Annotated in this window: 16 protein-coding genes; 6 read left to right on the top strand and 10 right to left on the bottom strand. The window is 49.4% G+C overall.

Annotated features, from left to right (window positions below):
- Positions 1–358: 358 nt before the first annotated feature.
- Positions 359–1,372 carry an ABC transporter substrate-binding protein gene (locus tag KUE00_RS12350; protein WP_246760193.1) on the bottom strand — a complete coding sequence of 338 codons (1,014 nt, stop codon included), beginning with the start codon at positions 1,370–1,372 and terminating at the stop codon, positions 359–361.
- A 10-nt stretch (positions 1,373–1,382) separates the two neighbouring features.
- On the bottom strand, positions 1,383–3,491 hold the full coding sequence (locus KUE00_RS12345; protein WP_246760192.1) for a TonB-dependent receptor: 2,109 nt from the start codon (positions 3,489–3,491) through the stop codon (positions 1,383–1,385).
- Between the two features lie 980 nt (positions 3,492–4,471).
- Here KUE00_RS12345 and KUE00_RS12340 point away from each other — a divergent pair.
- Positions 4,472–5,068 carry a helix-turn-helix transcriptional regulator gene (locus tag KUE00_RS12340; RefSeq protein WP_246760191.1) on the top strand — a complete coding sequence of 199 codons (597 nt, stop codon included), beginning with the start codon at positions 4,472–4,474 and terminating at the stop codon, positions 5,066–5,068.
- Positions 5,069–5,305: 237 nt separating this feature from the next.
- Here the strand turns inward: KUE00_RS12340 and KUE00_RS12335 are convergent, their stop codons facing one another.
- Genes KUE00_RS12335 through tssF form a run of 8 tightly spaced genes read right to left on the bottom strand, consistent with a single transcriptional unit; the run spans position 5,306 to position 14,135 of the window.
- Positions 5,306–5,782 (bottom strand): DcrB-related protein, encoded by a 477-nt coding sequence (locus KUE00_RS12335; RefSeq protein ID WP_246760190.1) that lies wholly within the window; start codon positions 5,780–5,782, stop codon positions 5,306–5,308.
- Between the two features lie 17 nt (positions 5,783–5,799).
- Positions 5,800–7,212, bottom strand: a complete 1,413-nt coding sequence (locus KUE00_RS12330; RefSeq protein WP_246760189.1) for an OmpA family protein — start codon at positions 7,210–7,212, stop codon at positions 5,800–5,802.
- The gene (locus tag KUE00_RS12325; protein WP_246760188.1) at positions 7,213–7,857 is read right to left on the bottom strand and encodes a hypothetical protein; all 645 of its coding nucleotides are present in this window, start codon (positions 7,855–7,857) and stop codon (positions 7,213–7,215) included.
- Positions 7,827–9,149, bottom strand: a complete 1,323-nt coding sequence (locus tag KUE00_RS12320) for a GlcNAc-transferase family protein (protein WP_281434604.1) — start codon at positions 9,147–9,149, stop codon at positions 7,827–7,829. The genes KUE00_RS12325 and KUE00_RS12320 overlap by 31 nt, the downstream gene beginning before the upstream one ends.
- 18 nt (positions 9,150–9,167) lie before the next feature.
- Entirely contained in the window at positions 9,168–10,157 is a 990-nt protein-coding gene (locus tag KUE00_RS12315) for a fimbrial protein (protein WP_246760187.1), read from the bottom strand.
- A gap of 2 nt (positions 10,158–10,159) precedes the next feature.
- Positions 10,160–11,182 (bottom strand): type VI secretion system protein TssA, encoded by a 1,023-nt coding sequence (locus KUE00_RS12310; RefSeq protein WP_425523582.1) that lies wholly within the window; start codon positions 11,180–11,182, stop codon positions 10,160–10,162.
- Positions 11,183–11,238: 56 nt separating this feature from the next.
- Complete coding sequence (gene tssG / locus KUE00_RS12305) at positions 11,239–12,261, bottom strand: type VI secretion system baseplate subunit TssG (RefSeq protein WP_246760356.1); 1,023 nt, start codon at positions 12,259–12,261, stop codon at positions 11,239–11,241.
- Positions 12,258–14,135 (bottom strand): type VI secretion system baseplate subunit TssF, encoded by a 1,878-nt coding sequence (tssF, locus tag KUE00_RS12300; RefSeq protein ID WP_246760185.1) that lies wholly within the window; start codon positions 14,133–14,135, stop codon positions 12,258–12,260. Before tssF ends, tssG begins: the two co-directional genes overlap by 4 nt.
- A 396-nt stretch (positions 14,136–14,531) precedes the next feature.
- Between tssF and tssH the strand changes: the two genes are divergently transcribed.
- From tssH to KUE00_RS12275, 5 genes are all read left to right on the top strand, one after another.
- Complete coding sequence (gene tssH, locus KUE00_RS12295; RefSeq protein WP_425523581.1) at positions 14,532–17,273, top strand: type VI secretion system ATPase TssH; 2,742 nt, start codon at positions 14,532–14,534, stop codon at positions 17,271–17,273.
- 88 nt (positions 17,274–17,361) lie between these two features.
- On the top strand, positions 17,362–17,904 hold the full coding sequence (locus tag KUE00_RS12290; protein WP_246760183.1) for a fimbrial protein: 543 nt from the start codon (positions 17,362–17,364) through the stop codon (positions 17,902–17,904).
- A 132-nt stretch (positions 17,905–18,036) separates the two neighbouring features.
- Complete coding sequence (locus tag KUE00_RS12285; RefSeq protein ID WP_246760182.1) at positions 18,037–18,780, top strand: fimbria/pilus periplasmic chaperone; 744 nt, start codon at positions 18,037–18,039, stop codon at positions 18,778–18,780.
- A 167-nt stretch (positions 18,781–18,947) separates the two neighbouring features.
- On the top strand, positions 18,948–21,470 hold the full coding sequence (locus KUE00_RS12280; protein WP_246760181.1) for a fimbria/pilus outer membrane usher protein: 2,523 nt from the start codon (positions 18,948–18,950) through the stop codon (positions 21,468–21,470).
- A complete protein-coding gene (locus KUE00_RS12275; protein ID WP_246760180.1) occupies positions 21,458–22,018 on the top strand; it encodes a fimbrial protein in 561 nt (186 codons plus the stop codon). The genes KUE00_RS12280 and KUE00_RS12275 overlap by 13 nt, the downstream gene beginning before the upstream one ends.
- Positions 22,019–22,052: the final 34 nt, after the last annotated feature.

The following is a 22,052-nucleotide window of genomic DNA, read 5'->3' as shown; positions in this document are numbered from 1 at the left end:
TTATTATTTATAAGTTTTGTTGCTTCGTTGTAATTTAAAAAGGGAAGTTAATTATTCGCAAGGTCGATTGATGTAATATTGAATCATCACTTTTTATTATCGCTACGGATTAAACAGGGGTTTCCGTTGACGCGATAGCTATGAAAAAAATGATTCTGATTATAAGCTGCTTTTTTTGTCTGTGCGGCTGCATGGGGCAGAATAAAACGGCTGGCTTTAGAGATAGCCAGGCCAGTATGGCCGAATGTTCCAGCCACAGTGATGAGATTGACTGCGACTGGAACGTACCGGGTAACCCATAACGGCTTTATATTGGTAACCTGATGGGGAAAAACAGGGATCGGCTAGCCGCTTAAGCTTACTCCGGCCCTTTAGCCTGCAATATTCGCTGGGCCTGGACGGCCGTCAGCGGGTAATCAAAAAAGCGACGGTAAAAATCCTGCGTCGTTTTTATCATATCCAGCGCCGGAAAAAGCTGCGGATGCAGCAGTTTAGCCGCCCACTGGATCTGCAGCGCGGCTTCCGTACCGTAGCGATCCCATGGAAAGACACCCGCTGGATTTTGCCATACCTGATGATTTTTAACCGCTTTCAGGTTACTGAACAGCGTCGCGTAATCAGAATCGGCAAGCGAACCGGCGCCAGCGCCAATAATGATTATGTCCGGCTGCCAGAAAAGGATATTTTCTGGCGACGTTTCCTTCATATTGCCATTAACTTCCGCCGCGGCGTTGCGGCCTCCAGCCAGTTTTATCCAGGTATCGATCAGCGTGTTGCGCCCGTCGACTTTCAGCGGATGTAGCGACTGAATATGTAACACGCGCGGGCGCTGGCTATCGCTAAGCCCGGCGGTTTTTGCCTGAATAGCCGCAATCTGCTGCTCAAGATAAGCGTTATAGGCGTCAGCACGCTGCCGGGCCTGTGGTGTGCCGACCACGTCAGCCGTGGTCAGCAAAGAGTGCTCCATTGACGGAAAATCGTCAAAACGCATAACCAGCGTAGGCAGTCCGGCACGACGGTAGGCGTCGGCATCCGCATCCTCTGCTGCCACAAATACCGTATCTACCTTCGCGGCCAGCAGCGCTTCGCTATTGAAGCTGCGGCCATGAACGGACAGCGCCTGATTCAGCGACGGCTGGATTTTAAACATCCAGGGGCGATCGCTGGCATGGTTAACCGTGGCCACGATGCGATCGCCTGCGCCTAACGTCATTAACAGCGAGTGATGCGCATACCAGCCGTCGGCAATACGATGGGCCTGCGCTTTTACCGTTACTTTATTACCGGCGTCATCGGTCACCGTGCGGGCAAAGGCTGATGGGCCAAAAGCCAGGCTCAATGCCAGCAGCGGCATAATCAGGCGCATCTTCATAAAAATCTCCTCAGAAATTCAGCTGCATTGACACCTGCACCATGCGCGGCTCACCCAGCTGGGCGCTGGCATAACCGGCACCGCTATAACCGTTCAGGCCGCCTGGCACAATATTTGTCCAGTAGTGGCGATTGGTCAGGTTGGTCATATCCAGTCGGAAGGTGGTATCGGTGTTGAACAGGCGCGTTTTATAGCTGCTGCCAATATCGAAAGTAGCGTAGCTGCCGACCCAGCTGTCATTGGCGTTGTCCGTGCTGCGGCGTCCTACGTAATGCATGCCGCCATGCACATCTGTGCCGCTAAGGAAAGGCAGGTCGTAGGCCGCAAACAGGCTGGCGGTGTAGCGAGCCAGTCCCACAATCTGCTTGTCGGTTGTCGCCGCGCTGGCGGTATCGCGCAGGCGTGGATCGAGCCAGGTCATGCCGCCGTACAGATGCAGGTTGTCGGTCACATCGCCATCGGCCATTAGCTCCAGTCCACGGTTACGCTGGTTGCCATCTACTGCATAGTCGCCGCTGGTCGTGGTATAGGCAAAAGGACGGTCGATCTGAAACAGTGCGGCGGTCAGCAGCACTTTATCTACCGCCAGCTTGCTGCCCACTTCTACCTGCTTACTGCGATAAGGCGACAAAATGGAACCGGCGTTGTTTGAACCTGACGGGGCCGTATCGCCCTGTTGCAGGCTGTCAGCCCAGGTGACGTATAGCGTTAACGGATCAACAGGCTTATACATCAGGCTGGCCGAACCGCTAAAGCCGCTGTCGTCGGAATGGCTGCTGCGACTGCCGGTTTTGGCATAGTTGGCAGAGGTCAGGAAGCTTTCACTGCCTGCCAGCAGCAGGCTCCACTGTGGCGAGAAGGTCAGCGTATCGCTTAACAGAAATGCCTGCTGCGTGGCGGTGGCGGAATGGTAGCGATGGCTAAAATCAGGATAATCCGGCTCGGCAAAAGATTGCGGATCGTCAAGCGAAGCGCTGCCCAGCGTAGTGGTGCCGCCGTTAAGCGGATTATAGTTTTTCCAGACAAAGCCGCGCACGCCGGTGGAAATCTGGTGATGTAGCCAGCCGGTTTCAACTTCGCCATTCAGGTTCGCCATATAGCTGTTAATAGTAAAGCGGCTGGCAGTAGAAGATGAAGTTGTCGTTTTGTAATCACCTGCGCGATCGGTAAACGTATTGGTCACCGCCGTCGATTCCCGGTCGGCAATCTGCCGCAGGACGCCCAGCTCGCCCTGCCAGTTGCCATCAAAATCGTGCTTCAGATGCAGGCTGGCAGTCAGCGTATGGTTATCGCTTCCGGCATAATATTGCCCCAAATGCGCCGTTTTAGGATTGGGTGCAGAGGGGAAAGAAAGCCCGTTGCCTAAGGCAAATTTGCCCGGCAGGCCTTTCTCGTAATAGTGGTAGTAGCTGAAGTTGCTTTCCAGTACGGTGCGGTCGGTCAGGTTTGCATCCAGCCCCAGGCTAAACAGCTGGCGACGTTTTTTACTGCCGCTAACGTAGCCGTTGCCCTCATCATCCAGAAAATTAGCGCGATAGCGCAGGCGATCGTTATCGTCCAGCGGGCCGCTAAAGTCGCCGGAGACAAGATGGCTAAGGCCAGTGCCTGCACCAAAGGTCAGACTGTGCTGAGCAATATCGGCCGGACGTTTTGCCACAAAGTTAAACAGTCCAGCGGGATTAGCCGGACCGTATAGTGAGCCGCCCAGGCCATTTAATACTTCTATATGATCAAACTGCTCGGCGGCGTAATCGGTAGTCGAGACGACATTCAGGCCGTCAATCATCGAGTTCTGCACGACGCTGCCCTGCATACCGCGCGTTTGCGGGCGCGCGCCATCGCCCTGAACGGAAGGCATATAGCGATAAATATCGGTGATGCTTTTTAGCTGCTGGTGCTTCATCAGCGAAGGGGAAACGACCTGCACGGAATAAGGGGTATTACGAATGTCTTGCTTGCCAAGGTTACCCAGCGTGGCCTGTTTATCCGGCGCTGCGACTTCCGTTGATGGTGCGGCGCTAACGGTAAGTGTCTTATCCTGTGCCTGTGCCTGGATTGCCATAAAAATCAGTACGCATAGCGTGCTTTTAACCGCTCGCGGTGATTGAATAATGCTCATTTTATTGTAATGCCTTGCCCGTATTGCAGCAGTAAAGTGCTGTCAGAATGAAAGTAAAAGTAAAGAACGCGCAAAGGGTAGCATAACGCTATGTTGTAAAGTATATAACGAGTGCGCAAGGGTAAAGTTCAGCACTTGCTACTGACAAAGCCTTAACGGACGAGGGATGTTAACGGCCAGAACGTGATTAACGTCACATTATTTTGCCTTTCTACTTCGCGTGTTCCTGTCGTTCACGCGGGTACCAGGCATAGTCCGACAGGCGTCAAACCTTCTGCGCGGCGTTAAAAATCGGTAAAAGTAAGATATCCAGAGCAGGATTTAATTGGCGCTTTTAAGTTAAAGCGCTACTGCTTATTTATTTCCTGTAAACGACCATAAAGATGGCGGCAGGCAGTAACCCGCTAAACATTAAGGCAGGAAATACAGTTTCCGGAAAGGTTTCTACACAATAAAAATTGTTATATTTTTTGCGTATTCACTTCAATTCGGGGGTAGACTATTTATGTCCTTACCCTGTTAGCTTCTGTTCAGATGATTCTCGGTTTATTAATCTATATAAAATCCAGGGTATACATTAAGGCTATTTGGTGATATTAATTAAGTGATATGGATACAAGGATTGTAACCGACAGGTGAGTTTATGCAAAAAGACATTAAATACTCAGGGCATCCCTCCCCTTATACAGTGAAAATAACTCCCTCTTTCGTCATGTTTCTCCTTGTTACGGCATTTTGTGCCTGCTGGCAGGCTATAACCTGTTGGGTGGTCATGGGAGAAAGGGGGGTTATTTTTGACGAGTGTTAGTTAATTTAGTAAATAACATCGTTTCGCTTAAGTTAAAATTTATTTTTTACCGTTTTTTTCGGCATGTATAGCTATTATTGAATGGTTTTTACGGGAAATTATTGGTTTTAAACCTGTGCCAAACTGAATCTTTTCATTTCATCACGCTATCTACTTTTTAGGGGCCTGTATTATGTCTACTATCCGTATCGCAAGCGATAATATCTATTATATAAGCGGGCTGGAGTCATTAATAAAAGATGTGATGGACGCTCATGAGCGGGAAAAGTTTTCTTTTGTCGCTGCGAAAAACGAACAAGCCCCCGGCGTAACGAATATTGTCTTCAGAGATATGATGGTAAGTATATTTTTATACAAGAAAGAAAAGCTTTGGTACAGGCATGAGGGGGAAGGAAAAACGGTGGTTTTGCATATCCCTTTTATTTGCCGTAACGAGAACCTGCCTGCAATTACAGGGAAAATAAGGAAAATACTGACAATTTCTGAAACGGAGTGTACGCAGTTTTCCCGACAGAGAAACTACAGGTCAATAGGTTTAAAAGATTTTATGCAGCTATCCGCTACCGAAAATAAAATTATATTTTTAATAGGGAAGGGATATCGCCCAGAGTGCATCTCCAGAATGCTTAACCGCTCTGAAAAAACCATTAATACGCATTGTCGCAATGCGATTCGTAAGCTGGGTATGATCAATCGGGTCGAATTTTATAAGTATGCTTCCTTTGTTGCCAGCTGTACAAATAAAGAATGGAATACGCTGTGCCTGTAAGCGCGCAGCATATAAGCATATAAGCATGTAAGCATGTAAGCATGTAAGCATATAAGCATATAAGCATATAAGCATATAAGCATATAAGCATATAAGCATGTAAGCATGTAAGCATATAAGCATGTAAGCCCATAAGCCCATAAGCCCATAACCCTTTAAGCCCGTTTTAACTTTATCATTCATTTGCGGCCCATTTATTACGGGCCGCTTTTCTTTTAACAACTCAGCATGGATTTTTTATAACGCCTTAGTTTCCGGCGTAAAGCTATTGATAATTTGCACGTAATGTTTTCGCTGATACTCGGTAAACTCTTTTTGCGCTATCAAACTAAAAATAATCAGATTTAACCGCGATGGATTGATAACAGGGTGATAAGGTAGCTCAACAAAAGATTGTACCTGCCTGATCCTTTGTCCGTTATCCAGAAAACTATTTGCTATCTGAATAACCGGGAGCTTTTCCGGGCCCAGCTGATTATGTAGCATTTTTCCTTCGTTTTCATAACCGGGCAAGGTATTAGCCAAAAAATTCATCTGGTTTTCGCAAAAGGCTTCCAGCGTCTGATCCTGCACCTTGAAAGAACGATTAACCATAATTGAATACTCTTCACCGTCAGGCTCCAGAAAACGTAAGACGTTGATGCTCTGGTCGTAGTTTGGGGCCTCTGTCAAAAAATTCCCTTCATAGATAATGTATGGCTGTTTCTTACTCATCCTTTTTTCATCCCTGTTTACTGTGATAAAGGTATTAACTCCACGCGTCTGTTCTTTCTACGGCCCGCTTCGGTCTCGTTACTGGCTACTGGCACAGCGTCGCCCATGCCTTTAATGATAAAGTTTTCTGCCGGGAGGCGAGTATGCCGGACAAGCCAGTCCCTTACTGCTGTCGCCCTCTGAATAGAGATTTGCCGGTTGAGTTGGTCTGTCCCGGTATTATCTGAATGGCCCGTCACCATAAAAGTTGTTTGCCGTGCGCTGCTTAGCAAAGGCAATAGCATAAGTAATTTTTCCTCACTGCCTGGCTGGATAACTGCGCTTCCCGGAGCGAAAAGAGCGGCGGGAACCGAAGCAAAAAGGGCAGGTAAACTTTTATAGTGGCGAAGCGCGGTTTCTATCTTATCCAGCATGTTTTGGCAGTTTTTCTCTCCCCATAAATTAATAAGGCTGTTTTTACAGGTACCTGATAGCTTCTGGCCTTGTCGCGATAACCTTTCAAAAGCCTCGCGCCTCGTTTCCGGGCGTATAACATCCGCTTGCGTAAAAGCAGCAAGGGCTAGCCTGGCTTCTTTTATATGCTGGCTTTGTAACCAGGCCGCACTCGTTAAATAGAAAGCGATTAATAATGCCAGGCTTACCGGCAACCAGCGCCAAAAAGGGGACGCTTTTGCAGGAAAAGTAGAAGCTTTCACTTTCGGGCACCCGGCCACTACGGACGGCAAAGGCGGGCGAACAACGGCGGATGAGAGGCCAGGGTAAAGTTGAAACGTTTTATTTATCCAGCGGGCCCATGCGCCGTGACGGACAAAGCCATCGCCATAGTCGGCCAGCAGAACCGCCGAGAGACGTAACGAAGTGGTAGAAAAAAGCGATTGCAGCGCTGCCATTACGCCTGACTTTTTCATCCAGAGGAACAGCGCGTCGGCCATAACGTAGCGATGTATGGCAGCATGTTCGTTACCGGCAGCATCCTGTTTGAGCACGGTAAGCAGCTGGCGAGCTTCGCTTTCCATGGTCGTGGCCACGCGTTTGTTTGTTTCATACCGACCCGACCACCAGTTGTGGTGAAGATGATGAGCGGAAGGTTTCTTGCTCAGGCGGGCATAAACAGCAAAAACGCAGGGAAAAGCTTCTGCCTGCTGAAATTTTCGCTGCCATTTAGCCAGTTGTGCCAGCGTAAGTTCGTCATCCTCCTGGCCGTCCGGAAGGAAGGGGAAAAACGTATTGACCTTGACGCACTGGTTTTCTCTTCGCAGACGGCTTAGCGTTTTTTGTAGATCTTCATCTTCCGGCACGACTATCCAGCGCGCTTGCGCTGACTGTACATTGGTAAACCATTTCCTGGCCCACGGGCCAATAACGAAAATGACTGGCTTTGCCTCTTCAACAGCATTTTGCTGTGCCTTTGGTATCGTAGCTGTCAGCATTCAATATAAGCCCATCAGATAAATGAAGCAGAAGAGCCAAACGATCGATAATCCTGTTGTCAGGATAGCGAGTTCCAGGAAAAGCCTGCTGCTGGCCATACGGCGTCGCGCCGTGGGTAAAAAAACTTTTTCGGTAGACTCTTTCTTCGCGTCTTCTTCCTGTACTTTTTCGCTGCTGTTATTCACTGAAAGATATTTTTTTATAAGAACGCCTGTTTTATCGTCCGAGACAGCCGAGGCGTTGATCAGCGTAAGGAGCTTACAGGCATAGCTAAAGATTTTACCTACTTCATTTAGTAATAGCGGGGTGATTTTATCGGCGAGGTTTTCTCGAATATTTTCAGGCCCATAAAAATATTGCTGTAGGGAATAGCGCTGCCAGGAGAGGTTGGGTTCGCTAAGGCATAAGGAAATCTGGCCGTCGAAATAGCAGCAAATGCTGTTACACAACCTGTCGCTAAGCTGTTCATCTTCGCCTTCAGATATCAATGCTTTACTGAACAGCTCAATGAGATTTACCATCTTTAGCTGAAAGTCTGGCAGCGATGGAATAACACCATCAAAAAAAATCAGCGCATCTATACACAGCAGTCGCTTAAAAATAGCTTCACTGTTCACCAGGGCTTCTCCACTGTTTTTCCCCAACCCTCGTTGGTATCGTAAGAGCTGAAGCGAATAACGTCTGGCGTAAGCATTGCGGCAAAAGAAAGAGTGAGAAAAAGATTAAGATCTTCACCGACAAGGGCTGTAGCAATATCCTTTTTGGTAAGGTTTTTTTTGTACATTAAATCATTATTGCTGCTGTAAACGCCCACATATAAAGTCGTTACGTTATCCCAGGTGATATCCAGTTCGCTTTGAGAAACAGAAATCTGTTTTTTTACTGTATTGGTCAACCTGCGACGCCAGCTCTTTTCACGTGGAAGAGGGACCCATGCAATAGCCCGGCTATCTGTTGCCTCAGGAAGCGCAAGACGTTTTTTAAAATCAACCCCGGTTATCTCTTCAAACTGTTCAACCGTCCGTACGGTTCCTGTTTTATAAATACTCTGTAAATAATCATTGCCTTCTTCCAGGCCAAGAAGCGTTCTGACTTTCCTTTTGGATTTTTTATCCCTTTCATACCATGTTTGCGAGACGGAGCCGGCGCTTTTTGCTTTATCGGTATGATCGCTCCAGATGCGGGCGCTTTCCTCTCTGCCGTAATAATGCCACAGAAGAATTTTATGCGGGTGCCAGACATCGTAGCCATGCGTAAAGGCGCGTATAGCCATGGAGATTTCTTCGCCTTCAAAAAAGATATGCGGATCGTTGGGGACTTCATTAACAAAGGAGCCATCGGCAAAGATAAACCCACCCGCCAGATAGCTTCCACGTACCGGCGAATCTCCCTCTACCATAGCGTTGCTTAACTGAGGAATGCCTTCACTGGTGAAGCCACGTAGACCTAGCCTGAAGACAGAGTGCGTTCTTTCTTCTTTATCAGGCTCGTAGCCTGGCGGATAAGTCGAGAGGACGGGCTTTTCACTGTGCTGTTTGAGCTGCTGTAGCATAGTGACGATTTCACAGTCCCAGTTGTCAATAAAACGGCAATGGGCATCTATCTGGAGAAAATAGTCTTCTTGCTGGTAAAGCTTTTCGCTCTGGTGTCTTGCCCAGCACGCGCCCTGGCTTTGAAAATAGTGCAGGCTAATTATCTGAATCCTGGCCCCTTCATAGTGGTAAATATATAAAACATTTCCTTCAAAGTTTTTCTTTTCACACAGCTTCATACCGGCCTGATTAAACAGGGTGGTATCTTCTTCATCCTGCCAGCAAACGGCAACAGAAAGAGCATATTTCCCTGACGATTGTTGGATCATATCGCGCAGCGTCGGTATCAGTTCGGTATCACGATAGCTGGCGATACTGATAAAAATTTCAGGCTTTATTTCCATATAATCACCTTTTTAATCTTATTTAATCTGTATCACTATTTCGGCGCGCGCGGTGAACTGTCCATTTTGCGGGCGGGCGTTTCGGGTGAGCGTATCGATAAGTTTAGCTTTCCAGTTAAACTGTACTGAGGCGTTACTAACCGTGGCCGCCGATTGCTCCGTTGTAGATCCGTCGACGGTAAGTAATCTGTTAGTGCTGTCGTATATTTCTATTCCCAATGCGTCACTATTTTTGGCCGCATCCGTTACTTTTATGTATTTACCATTAGAAGAAGGCGTAGTAGTGATAATGCCGGCGATAGCAGACCAGCTGCCGTAATCAGTTTTACAGCTTAAAGAAAAATCAAGGTTGCGCTCAACGCCACCCGCCTTCATTATTGCTGGCGTAACGGTGCCAAAATCAATCGTCCTGGCATTATCGGTCGAGCAAACGGGTGTGCTGATTATTTTAAAAACACCGGTATTAAGTTTTTTAGCGTAATAGGCCACGTCTTTTGAGTTGATATAGCTATAGGCAAGATCGCCACCGGGTAGCAGCTCATCACCCGTGGCCTGAGTTAAAGTTAACGTCTCTTTAGTTTTATAAAATTCTATACGGAAGAAAGAACCTGATGCAAAGGCTGCCGATCCAAATTCGGCGATGGTTCCGGACGAGGGCAGATCGCTCATGGCGAAGCCATTATAATCTTTTATTTTTATGCCAATGCCGGGCAATCGTGTCGGATAAATTTTTGTCGAGGTATCCTGACCGGTCAGATAGGTAACATCTTTGCCGTGTACGTTGCCCTGACTGCAGTTGATGTATCTGATCGTTCCTGCGGTAGCAGAAGAGTCATAGCTGGCGATTGGCGTGGTGGTATCGCCGGGCGCATCCGCTCTGATTATGATGGTTTGTGCAGCAATGGTGAGCGTTTGCGGCGAGGCAGAGTCAGGAGCAAGCTGACAGAGCGCGTGAGCCGCTTCGGCCAGCAGCGCCTGTACTATCAGGAACAAAATTATCCTTAACATGGTTATTCCTTCTCGACATCCAGTTTTTCGATGATTTCGGCCGGCAGCATTTTCAGCAGTTCAGCAAAGCTTTTCCCCACGGTTGCTTCAGCAAATTTGAGCAGCTGAATAACCGGGCTGCTGGGCTCCATTTTCATAAACCATAACCGTAGCTCTCTTAATTTATGCAGCGCATCTGAGCGGTTCCCCATCTCTTTTGGCGTAACGACCGGAAGATCCTGCGGCTGCGGCTCCTCATTCTGTGGCCGCTGTTGTTCAGTCGGCTGCTGTACGGGGCAGGGAAGTGCAGCCTCATCGTTTTCGGCATTAATAACAAATAAATGCAGAAGACGTTCCAGATGGGCAAAGTCGGGCGTTTCGTTGCCTAACGGCTCGGCCAGTAACCGCCTGAGTTCCGTTAAGTTGTGCCATGCTTCCTGCAGCAACGAAATGGTCGGCTCTTCCTGCATGGCCCACTCGTGAAGCAAAGCGGTAATGGTGCCTTCTGGCAAAGCGCCTTCTTCTCGCGGAAAGGCATGCGCTTTCTCAAATTCTTTGATAGTGATGTGTAAACCGGCGGCTTTCGGCAGGGGCTGGTTTCTGATATCAGCTAGCAAACCGTTGATGTCTTCCAGTTCAGATAAAGCGTTCGCTCGCATAACAGGATCGTATACGCCTTCTTCCGATAGCTGCGGATAAATAGCGGCTGGAAAGGCGATCAGTAAATCACGTAAAGCCCGTAAGCCCTCCGTCAGGGCACCAAGGCCAATCTGCCTGATACGACAGCGCATGAGGATGATGATGAGCCGAATATCCCGGCTTCTTTGCAACAGCGCCAGGCAGTCACGCTCCGTTTCCGCCCAGTTTATCGGCTCCGCTGCTTCAACAAAGCTGCCATATTCGGCATCCAGCCTGGGCTGTAACTTTGACTGCAACATGATAAACCCGGCGTCATATTCCAGATTTTCTCCACAGGGCATCTCGTCTGAGATCGGCTGTAGCAGTTCCTGATACCACGCGCCCGTTCTGTTTTTTTCCGCCACAATAGTGTCCTTGTTTGCTTTGCCGCGCACGGCTTGCCGTCAGGCGCGGTGATTACCTGTTAGTGATAGCGTTCTGGCTCGAAGCTCATGCCGTATACCGGCGTTTGGTCGTCTGCTCTTTCCAGCCAGGTGGCATAGCCAAGCTGGTGACCGCCGTCGAGCGTCGCCTGCGGCACTTCACTGGCGGCCAGCACCAGCTGCGTATCCCAGGCATATTCAAAGCCGACAAAGTTGCGTACCCACTCTTTTAAGACGGGTAGATCCCTGCCCCAGGGGCTAAAACGCATATATTGATTCAGCGTCAATGGGCCGAGAACGAGCTTAAATTTGTGCTGCCTGTCTCTGACCGTATTGCCCAGAATCGCGCCATCGCCCAGCGACATGGCCGCATTGACCTCGCCCAAAATGGACTGGTCATGCACGTCGAGTACAATCCACTGACTGGCAAACTCTTCCAGGCTTGCCTGCACCTGAAAGTAGTAGCGAATCGCGCCAAGCAGGCCTTCAGGATTACGGGCTTCACGAACCAGATGGGCAGAAGAGGCCAGGCGGGCATGCGTGGGCAGGCGTTCACCGTTCAGCTCCTGCGGATCCATGCCAATAAGGCTGGCAATATAGAAAGAGAATTTTTCATCGTCGGGTCTGTCCAGCGAAGCGGTATCCTGAGCGGTGAACCAGGCACGGTAGAAAAGGGCTAAGGCGCGATGATGAAAAATGTTGAGGAAATCCGTTAACGTCTCATCTTGTGCTGCCGAGCGCGAAAGCGCCAGCTCCGACAGATGCAGCGGCAGAGCGCCTTGCGGACCCCAGACGCCCAGGCCAAAAAGCTGTAGCCTGAGCAGACCCTGTTCCCTCTCTATATAAGCTATTTCACGTGGAGGAAAGGCCATCACAGGGATCTGCCCGATGCGAAACGGTTCCTGATTGGGCAGGGTGGCGGTACCGGGCAAAGACATTTCGGCATTTTTAGCCGCGATAGCGCGCATCATGCTGATAAACCCTGCCTTCCAGGGCTTTGCTTCGTCGAACCAGACTGACAGCAGCGATGCCGTATCGCGTTGCGGGCTTTTCTCCTTCATCAGAACGCCCCTCTTTTTCCCGGGCGAGCCTGCCACGAGGCCACTTTTCCTCTCTGCATTGAATGCAGCTCTGTTTCGGTAAAAATATTGATGGCGGCATGACGTGAAAGGTAATTTTCCATAATCAGCCCAAATAAATAGGGGCTAATGCCGGAAAAGCCTTCTTCATCCACCGTTAACATACAGCGGACGCCCCGGCCATAAACCAATAAACCGTCACCCGGCAGACGACGCGTGACCGATTCCGTTTTACAGCCAATCAGGCTATCTACCTGCGCGTTAGATTCCCGGTCGGCACTGTTTAAAAACAGGCGCAGCATATTGCGTAAAGATTCTCCACCTGACCCATGCTCCATGTCTGAAAGCGGTAAATAGTTAAAGCTAAGCTGGCGAATAAGACGCCAGGCCGATTCGCCCCGGGCAAAAGGCTCACGCGGCGTGCTGGGTTCGCAGATAAAGGCCGCGCCCGTGACGGGAACGGCATCAGACATCGTAAGATCAAAGCTACCGCTTCTGGCTATCAGGCGAGGCAAGTCCCGGTTGGTGACCATCGCTTCCACCGTCAGATAACGAATAGCGTCGGCGTAGGGTGCTTCCTGCTGATCGACCAAAGAAACAAAGACTTCGGTACCCAGATAAGGCGTTCTGGTGTCATATTTTCTTTTTCCTTCGCCTTTTGCCCTGATTTCACGGGTAAGCGAAAAATAACGGCCAAAATTGCCATAATCACAGTGGCGCGTCTGGTAAAGCGGGTTAAACACTACCTCCTGGCTGCTTTCTGCCTGCTGGCCTAATACCTTGTGAATGGAAAAAATTTCAAAATCCAGCGGGCGGCTGCGATCCGGTACTACATGAAAAAAGTTCAGGGCTCTGTTGACCTCAATCCTGTCGACAACCTTAGGAAAGAGATTGATTACTGGCGTACAAAACAGCAGAAATTTAGAGGGGTTGATATGGCCCGTTAGCTCTGGCGGGAGGCGATCCAGCAGAATAATCAGTTCGGCCTCACCAGTATGATTGTGTTGAAAACCAGCGGCCAACTGAGTAAGAGTAAAAAAGTAGAAGCGCTGGCGGCAGGCAAAGTATTCATGAATCAGGTTATGGCCGTGGAACATATTCCAGGCAAGGGGAAGCAGCGTTTGATCGGGATTAATTCCTTCAAAAATTAACGGCTTTTTGCTGATAACCACATCATTCTTTTTTGTATCGCCGGTGCGAATAATCATCGCTACGCTACTGGTATGCAGCAGTTCAAAGATGTGCGAAACGATTCTTTCATCCCCGTTGATATAGACAGGCAGCTGGTCGAAACCTGACAGCTGCGAAAAAACCTTATCGTCCTGGACACGTAGCCTGATGCGCAATGCGCCCTTTAAGCTGGCATAAGGGATATGGTATTTTTCCAGGCTCGGTATATCGGGTGGGACAGAGGTCAAGCGCACTTCTGCTATTTCTACCGGCCAGAGCCTGACATCCTGGCTGCTGCGAAACTCACAGCGGCTGTTTTCGCCAGGCAAGATCCTGGAATAAAAAGCGCTGTCGCGAGGAACCCGATAGCCTTGACTCAAATCGCCTTCTTTAGCATCAGGCGTAAGCTGAACCACGCCGATGGAGGGAGTGGGTGAATTATAATTGGGGTAAACGATATCCAGTAATCTTTGCGTGAATTTTGGGAATTCCGCGTCCAGCTTTATTTGCGTTCTCGCGGATAAAAAGCAAAAAGATTCAATTAATCTTTCAACGTACGGATCGGCGGTATCAATGCCGTGCATACCTAAGCGCGCCGCTATTTTAGGATGTTTTTCAGCAAACTCACGCGCCATTTCTCTCATAAAGGTGAGTTCCTGATTATAATAATCAAGAAATTTATGATCCACTGACCTTCCCCATAGTAAATGTTCTTATATTTAGATGGCTGTAAAGCGATTTCGCACCATATAATCACCGCTTTAGAAATATTCAATATATTTTTTGCTATCTGGAAACTTGGTTTTAATAAAGGGATCTCCCCTTGTTATTTGGCTTGGTTTATAACATGCGAACCATGCTCGCTCAATACTATTATCTTTATGACTTAGCGCGCTGCCAGTGCCTTTTGTTTTTTTATAAAAACAATCAACCAGTTATGTAACTATCTTCTTGAGGTTTTATTTATTCCAGGAATAATTTTCGGGCGAAATTCCTAAATAGGAAAATTGCTTTAAACAAAGCTTTTTTTTTTTATTTTTATGGGTAGGATAAATCCGGTGTCGGCTCGGTTTTAGAGTAAGGCTATTATAAGAGAGGGATCAAAAGTGGCGGTGACAAGGAAGAACTTATTTGGCAAGCTGGACGAAACCTTGTTCAGAAGTATTGAAAGTGCAACTACGCTTTGTAAATTGCGCGGAAATCCTTATGTTGAATTAGTTCACTGGATCAATCAGCTCTGGCAGCAAGAGCAAAATGATTTACGTCTTATTGCCCGTCATTTTGAAGTCGATGCGGAAGCACTGGAAAGAGGTTTTTCTCAGGCATTAACGCGGTTGCCTGCCGGAGCCAGTACGATCTCCGATTTTTCATACCATATCGAACTGGCTATTGAGCGGGCCTGGATTTATGCCAGCCTGGAATGCTTTGATAGCCGTATTCGCAGTGGCCATTTGTTGATTGCAATGCTGACCACAATGGAACTGCGTCGCGCTTTGTTCGCCATCTCTCCGGCTTTTGAGCGTATTTCTCTGGAACACCTGACCAGCGATTTTGGTTATATCACGCAATCTTCTCCTGAAGTTTCAGAGGCCGCTAACGACGGCAGCATCCCTCAGGACGGTATTCTGCCGGGTGAGGTAAATAACGCGCTGGCTGGTCAGAAGAGTAGCGGTGGCCTGGTGCACTATTCCACAGACCTGACCGCTCTGGCACGCGAAGGAAAAATCGACCCCGTGCTGGGCCGCGACCGTGAAATTGGCACCATAACGGATATCTTACTGCGTCGGCGACAGAACAATCCTTTGCTGACTGGCGAAGCAGGAGTAGGCAAGACGGCCGTAGTAGAGGGACTGGCGCAGGCGATTGTGGCCGGCAACGTGCCGCCAGCGCTGGCGAAAGTGCGATTGCTGGCGCTGGACGTTGTGGCGCTCGCTGCCGGGGCCAGCATGAAAGGCGAATTTGAAGCCAGGCTAAAAGCCGTTCTGGATGAGGCCATCGCTTCTCCCGAGCCGGTGATTCTCTTTATCGATGAAGTCCATACGCTGGTCGGTGCGGGCGGTAACGCCGGAACAGGCGATGCGGCGAATCTGCTAAAGCCAGCGCTGGCTCGCGGTCAGCTGCGTACTATTGGTGCTACAACCTGGCGCGAGTTTAAACGCCATATTGAAAAAGATCCGGCGCTAACCCGCCGTTTTCAGGTATTGCAGGTGGCCGAGCCTGATGAAGCGACGGCAGTTTGCATGCTGCGTGGCCTGCTTCCCGTGCTGGAGAAGCACCACGGCGTCTGGATAATGGACGAGGCTTTGCAGGCAGCCGTCCGGCTTTCACATCGCTATATTCCGGCTCGCCAACTGCCGGACAAAGCCATAAGCCTGCTGGATACGGCCTGCGCACGCGTGGCCGTCGCACAGCATGCGCCGCCGACAGCGCTACAGATCCTCCAGTTTCAAACCGAAACCGCTCGTACGGAATTGACGCTGGTTGAAAAAGCGCTGCATTTTGGCAGGGGCGAACGATCATATGCTGACCAGCTTCAGCAGCAGATTGGTGAGCAGGCAGACGCCGCCGGGCAGCTTGAGCGCCGCTGGGAGCAGGAAAAAGAGCTGGTCAACGCCATTGTGGCGGTTCGTAATGAGCTACAGGCACAGGCACAGGCACAGGCACAGGCACAGGCACAGGCACAGGCACAGGCACAGGCACCGGCACCGGCGACGCGAGGGATGAAATCCGCATCGGAATTGCAAACTGAGCTTGCGGAACTGGAAAACCGTTTACGGGAAGTTCGTCAGGAGCAGCCGCTGGTACAGGCAGAGGTGAATGCTGAAGTTATCGGCGCTATCGTGTCCGACTGGACGGGTATTCCCGTCGGGCAGATGCTTAAAGACGATATTCGCGCCGTACTGGAACTGCCACAGCGACTGGCGGAAAGGGTTACCGGCCAGGACTATGCGCTTCATCAGGTTAGCGAAAGTATCCAGACCGCCAGGGCTGGGCTGGCAGATCCCCGCAAGCCTGTCGGTGTCTTTATGCTGGTGGGACCATCTGGCGTAGGCAAAACCGAAACGGCGCTGGCGCTTGCCGAGCAGCTTTACGGTGGCGAACAAAACTTAATCACCATTAACATGAGCGAGTATCAGGAGGCGCACACCGTCTCGTCGCTAAAAGGATCGCCGCCGGGTTACGTCGGCTATGGTGAAGGTGGTGTGTTAACGGAAGCCGTACGCCGTAAGCCTTACAGTGTCGTACTGCTGGATGAAATCGAAAAGGCGCATCCGGACGTGCACGAGCTGTTTTTCCAGGTATTTGATAAAGGCAGCATGGAAGACGGCGAAGGGCGGCATATCGATTTTAAAAATACCGTTCTGTTGCTGACCAGCAACGTGGGCAGCGAAATGATGAGCACGCTGTTTGCCGATGCGGATACCGCGCCCGAAGCCGAAAGCGTCAGGAAAATGCTGCAGCCGGAATTGCTGAAGACCTTCCCTGCGGCATTTTTAGGGCGCCTCGCGGTGGTGCCTTATCTGCCGCTCCAGCAGGAGTCGCTGATACGTATTGTACGCCTGCATCTCGACAGAATCGGCCAGCGGCTACGGGAACAGCACGGTGCTGCGCTGCGCTACAGTGACCAGCTGGTCCGGCATATTGTCGATAGCTGTCCCGTAGCTGAAACCGGCGCAAGAATGTTGATACGTTTTATTGAGCAAAATATTGTCCCGGAAACCAGCCGTCGCTTATTAAGCAGCGAAGAAAGCCTTCAGGGGCACAGCATTTATATAACTATCGACAATAAAGAAAATATAGAAATTATTTTTCAAACAGAGGAGTGAACGTCCCAAAAAAAATATGAGTAGCAAGGGAAGGCACACGCGTTGCGTGTAGGCCAATGCAATTAATTCATATCTCAAAAGGTCTTATATGCGTAATTTTAAACTGGCTCTGTGCGTTTTATCGCTGGGTTTGGTATCTGGTTTTACACATGCAGCAACCCAGGGTACCGTTGAATTCAACGGCAAACTGATTAATGAAACCTGTAAAATTGACGACGACAGCGTTGATATTGTTGTTCAGCTGCCTACGCTTTCTACACAAACTTTAACCGCAGCAGGCGATACCGGCGGCTCCAGGCTTTTTGATATCAGCGTAAATTCATGTCCCGCTTCTATTACTAAAGTTGCCGCGCATTTTGAAGCTATCGGTGGTTCAGGCTCTGATGCGTCTACCGGTAACTTAACGAATGATGCTAAGGCATCAGGAGATGATGTGGCGGCCACTAACGTACAGATACGCCTGTACAATTCAGATGAAAAACCGCTGGCGTTAGGCGCTACAGGCAGTGCAGCGGCGGTCGATTCCACGGGTAAAGCATCAATGCGCTATTACGGTGGCTATTACGCGACAGGGAAAACCACTGCCGGTCTCGTTCATGCTAAAGCGCGATATACGTTAAGCTACCCATAATAAAAGAGCAGGTTTGAGAAGAGCGGCCAGAAGATAATAAAACGGCCGCTCTTGATTCTGCATATTATAAAACGCGAATCCTTAGCCTGGTTTTATTATTAGCAATATAATTTTATCCGAACGGGTGACGGCATGCTTGTCAGAATAATCTCTTTCATTATTTTCCTGTTTTTTATTACTGAAGTATCGGCAGCCATGACGATCGGCGGCACGCGTATTATTTTTCCGGGCAATCAGAAAGAGCAAAGCGTCCGCATGAATAATAAAGGTAAAAAACCGGCTCTGGTGCAGGTATGGATAGATGATGGCGATCTCAAAGCCGATCTTAATGCTGTCAATCTACCTTTTGTCATTACGCCGCCCGTTTTCCGGGTTGAGCCAGGCAAAGGACAAAGCGTCCGCCTGATCTATAACGGGGCGGCGTTGCCCGCCGATCGGGAGTCTGTTTTCTGGTTTAACATGCTGGAAGTTCCCCCTTTGCATAAAGAAATGACTAACGTCGATCGCCTGGAACTGGCTTTCAGAACACGGATTAAATTGTTTTATCGGCCTGCCTCGCTTTTAAGTTCAGGTACGGCGCAGGTAGGAAAAGTTCAGTGGGAACTGGCAGAAAATAAAGGGATTAATGTCACTAACCCAACGGCGTACTACCTGTCTTTCGATAGCGCTACTTTACAAAACGCTACCCGCGTTAGCGAACTGGAAACAGATATGATCGCACCTTTTAGCCGTAAGTTTTTCCCGTTAAAGAAAGGAACGATATCGGGCGTCACGGGAGCCTCGTTTCGTCTCATTAATGATTATGGCTCTGCTTATGAAGGAAAGCTGATCCCGAAGAATGGCAAAGAGTTAGTGCTACAGGGATCCTTCCGCTGAAACGTATAAAAGCCGAACAGGGAAAGCGGCCAGGCCAGCAAGATGCCGGCAGATAGTCCGCTGGAAAAGGAGTTTATCAGGTGCGGCATGCAGAAAAGATATTCCACAAAAAGCAGCTATGCCCTTGTGCGAACAGGACTCTCATCACAACAGGGATGGTATATGCCATGATAGTTTGCCCCGCAGGCTGGGCTTCGCCAACGCTTGCCGTCTCTGAAGACAGCGAAGTGGTGCCGAATTCTGCTTTTGTTGAATATAATCCTGTTTTTATTCACGGCACGGTTGTCGATGTTTCCCGCTTTTCTGCAGGGAATTTTATTGCGCCAGGTAATTATCGCGTAACCGTGCTGGTGAATAATGAAAGCCGTGGACAGCATAATCTTAACTTTGGCCTCCAGGCGGGGCAGACCAGCGCGTCGCCCTGTTTTTTACTGGACGATCTGCAAAAACTGGGCGTAGAAATCAGTAAGGAAATAAAGCAAAACTTTGCGGAAAAAGCACTGCAAACCAATCAGTGCCTGCCTATAGGAAAAATTATTAATGGCAGCAGTGAAAATTACGACAGCGGCAATCTACGCCTTTCACTGGTTATTCCGCAAATTTATCTGAGAAATTTACCGCGCGGCTATATTGATCCAAACAGTTGGGATGCTGGCGTACCTGCTCTTTTCTTTGATTATAGCGATAACCTTTACAGCTTTTATTCAGGATCGGGCAAGCAGAAAGATATCTACAGTAATAATCTTAATTTAACGATGGCAGCCAATATTGGCCGGTGGCGTTTAAGAAAACGGCTCAATACAGGATGGTCAAACCGCGAAGGGATGAGCACCAGCAGTCTTTATGGCTACGGTCAGACGGATATCACCGCATTAAGTAGCCAGCTAACCATTGGCGACAGCAGCACGCGTGGTGAAATATTCGATAGCTTTACGCTGCGTGGCATACAGCTACAGTCTGACGAACGTATGTTGCCGGAAGGATTGCGTAATTATGTACCGGTACTGCGCGGTACGGCAGAGACCAATGCCAGAGTAAAAGTGACGCAGCGCGGGCAAACCATTTATGAAACTACCGTGCCGCCGGGGCCTTTTGAGCTGATGGACGTGGGCGCAATGGGCTATGGCGGTGATTTAACGATGACCATTACCGAGGCCAGCGGTAGCGAACGTAGTCAAACTATTCCCTTTTCTACGCCGCCGATGCTGTTGCACCAGGGGACTTCCCGATTCGGCTTCTCTATTGGCCAGGTGAAAGATACTGCGCTGAACAAGCATCCGAAAATCATGCAGGGTATCTGGCAGTATGGTCTGGCTAATATGTACACGCTCTATGGCGGTGCGCAGATAGCTGAGCACTATCGGGCACTGGCTGCGGGTAACGCTTTTAACACGCCGGCTGGTGGGATTTCTGTAGAGGCTACCCACGCCACCAGCGATCTGGCGAATAACAAAACCACCAGCGGGAACAGTTTTCGGCTTGCCTACAGCAAATATCTGGAACCAACCGACACCAACGTCACGCTAGCCGCCTGGCGTTATTCTACCCAGGGTTTTTATTCTTTGCGGGAAGCGAATATAGCTCGCTACGGTTCTCACTATGATCGCTATGAGTCCGATTACCGTACGCGCCAGCGCCTGGCGATAACGATGGGGCAGCGCCTGTGGAACGGTGCTTATCTTAACCTTTCCGGCAGCCTGTATCGCTACTGGGATAACCGCACTTCGGCTAAGCAATATGCGCTAGGTTACAGCCAGTCGCAGCGCTATTTTTCCTGGTCTCTGTCGGCAACGCGCTCGCGGCGCGGTAACGGTGAAAACCTGAATAACGTAATGTTTTCCGTCAATGTGCCGCTCGGGGCCGCTAATGTTAACGAAAAACCGCTGTTCAGCTCGCTTTATAGCTCTTATTCGCGCGATAACGCGGGTAACGCTTCACTGCAGGCCAGTGCTAACGGCTCTCAGGGGGAGCGGAATGAATTGACCTATGGCATGGGGACATCTGTGGGACGCTACCGTTCCGCTTCAGACAGGAAGAGGGTAACGGGCAATATGCGTTACCGATCCTCTTATGGCCAGTTTGGCCTGACCGGTTCCGCTACTAATAATTCGGCTAAACAGTTCTCCCTGCTGGCGAGCGGCAGCGCGGTAATACATCAGGGCGGCGTAACGCTGGGGCCGCAGCTGGGCGACTCTGCTTTTGCTATCGTTAATGTGCCTGGCGGCGAAGGGGCGAAGCTGCTGAACGGCTACGGCTCGGTTGTCGATAGCCACGGCTACGCCATAATGCCTGCGCTAACGGCTTACAGAAAAAACACCGTTTCGGTTGATGCCAAAGGATTACCCGACACGCTCGATATTTTAGAGAATGAGGATATCGTCGTACCGCGAGCGGGTTCCGCGCTTTTTATTACGATGAAAACGCTGGTCGGTAAACCGATGATATTGACCGTCAGAGATGCAAACCATGCCTATATGCCTATCGGTACGGAACTGATCGATGCTCAGGCCATCAGCCAGACCATTGTAGGCCAACAAGGCCAGGCCTTTATCCGTGGCTGGACGGCAGCAAGCGGTGCATTGTTTGTAGCGGACGATAAGTCTGTAAAATGCCAGGCAGTGCCGGAAAGCCGCGTCGAAATAACGCCCGAAAATAGTATTGCCAGGCTGGAGGTTATATGCGTACGCTGAAAAGGAAGTGGCATATTTTGATTGTCTTTCTGCTGCCCGTATTTTACGTGAGCGCCGATACTAACTGCACATCCTGTAGCATAAGTGTTTTATTCCAGGGGACCTACACAGACGAAACCTGCATTATCAGTATTAATGGTGGAACCTACACGGAAACCGTATCTTTACCCCCTGTTTCCGTTGCTTCATTAGATAAAGACGGCAACGAAGCGGGCAGCAGGCAATTTGCTATTGCGTTAAAACAATGCCCGGCCGATCGTACGGTTGCGGTAACCTTCATTAGCAATTTATCTTCCGCAGATACCATAACGGGTAATCTTTTGAATACGGTGGGAGAAGGTTACAGTCAGCATGTGCAGATAAGGATTCGTAAAGAAAATGGTTCGCGGATAATTATCGATAACGCCAGTAGCGGGCAAGATTACCAGATTTCTTCATCAGGTTCAGATGTTAATCACTATTATCGGGCAAGCTATTATGCCAAAGGTTCTGCCGTAACGGCGGGAAATATAAGAGCAATAGCTGGCGTTGAATTGGTTTACAAATAGGAGAGGTCAGGGGGATATTGCTATTAACATACTG

The organism is Erwinia phyllosphaerae, assembly GCF_019132875.1.
GTDB lineage: Bacteria > Pseudomonadota > Gammaproteobacteria > Enterobacterales > Enterobacteriaceae > Erwinia > Erwinia phyllosphaerae.
This window is presented reverse-complemented; position numbering and strand designations above follow the sequence as displayed.

Bases quoted from the DNA above. Each gene is read 5' to 3' on its own strand.
- KUE00_RS12340 (WP_246760191.1), top strand. From the start codon at position 4,472: ATGTCTACTATCCGTATCGCAAGCGATAATATCTATTATATAAGCGGG.
- KUE00_RS12315 (WP_246760187.1), bottom strand. From the start codon at position 10,157: ATGTTAAGGATAATTTTGTTCCTGATAGTACAGGCGCTGCTGGCCGAA.
- KUE00_RS12350 (WP_246760193.1), bottom strand. From the start codon at position 1,372: ATGAAGATGCGCCTGATTATGCCGCTGCTGGCATTGAGCCTGGCTTTT.
- KUE00_RS12330 (WP_246760189.1), bottom strand. From the start codon at position 7,212: ATGCTGACAGCTACGATACCAAAGGCACAGCAAAATGCTGTTGAAGAG.
- KUE00_RS12290 (WP_246760183.1), top strand. From the start codon at position 17,362: ATGCGTAATTTTAAACTGGCTCTGTGCGTTTTATCGCTGGGTTTGGTA.
- KUE00_RS12275 (WP_246760180.1), top strand. From the start codon at position 21,458: ATGCGTACGCTGAAAAGGAAGTGGCATATTTTGATTGTCTTTCTGCTG.
- KUE00_RS12285 (WP_246760182.1), top strand. From the start codon at position 18,037: ATGCTTGTCAGAATAATCTCTTTCATTATTTTCCTGTTTTTTATTACT.
- KUE00_RS12280 (WP_246760181.1), top strand. From the start codon at position 18,948: ATGATAGTTTGCCCCGCAGGCTGGGCTTCGCCAACGCTTGCCGTCTCT.
- KUE00_RS12320 (WP_281434604.1), bottom strand. From the start codon at position 9,149: ATGGAAATAAAGCCTGAAATTTTTATCAGTATCGCCAGCTATCGTGAT.
- KUE00_RS12345 (WP_246760192.1), bottom strand. From the start codon at position 3,491: ATGAGCATTATTCAATCACCGCGAGCGGTTAAAAGCACGCTATGCGTA.
- KUE00_RS12335 (WP_246760190.1), bottom strand. From the start codon at position 5,782: ATGAGTAAGAAACAGCCATACATTATCTATGAAGGGAATTTTTTGACA.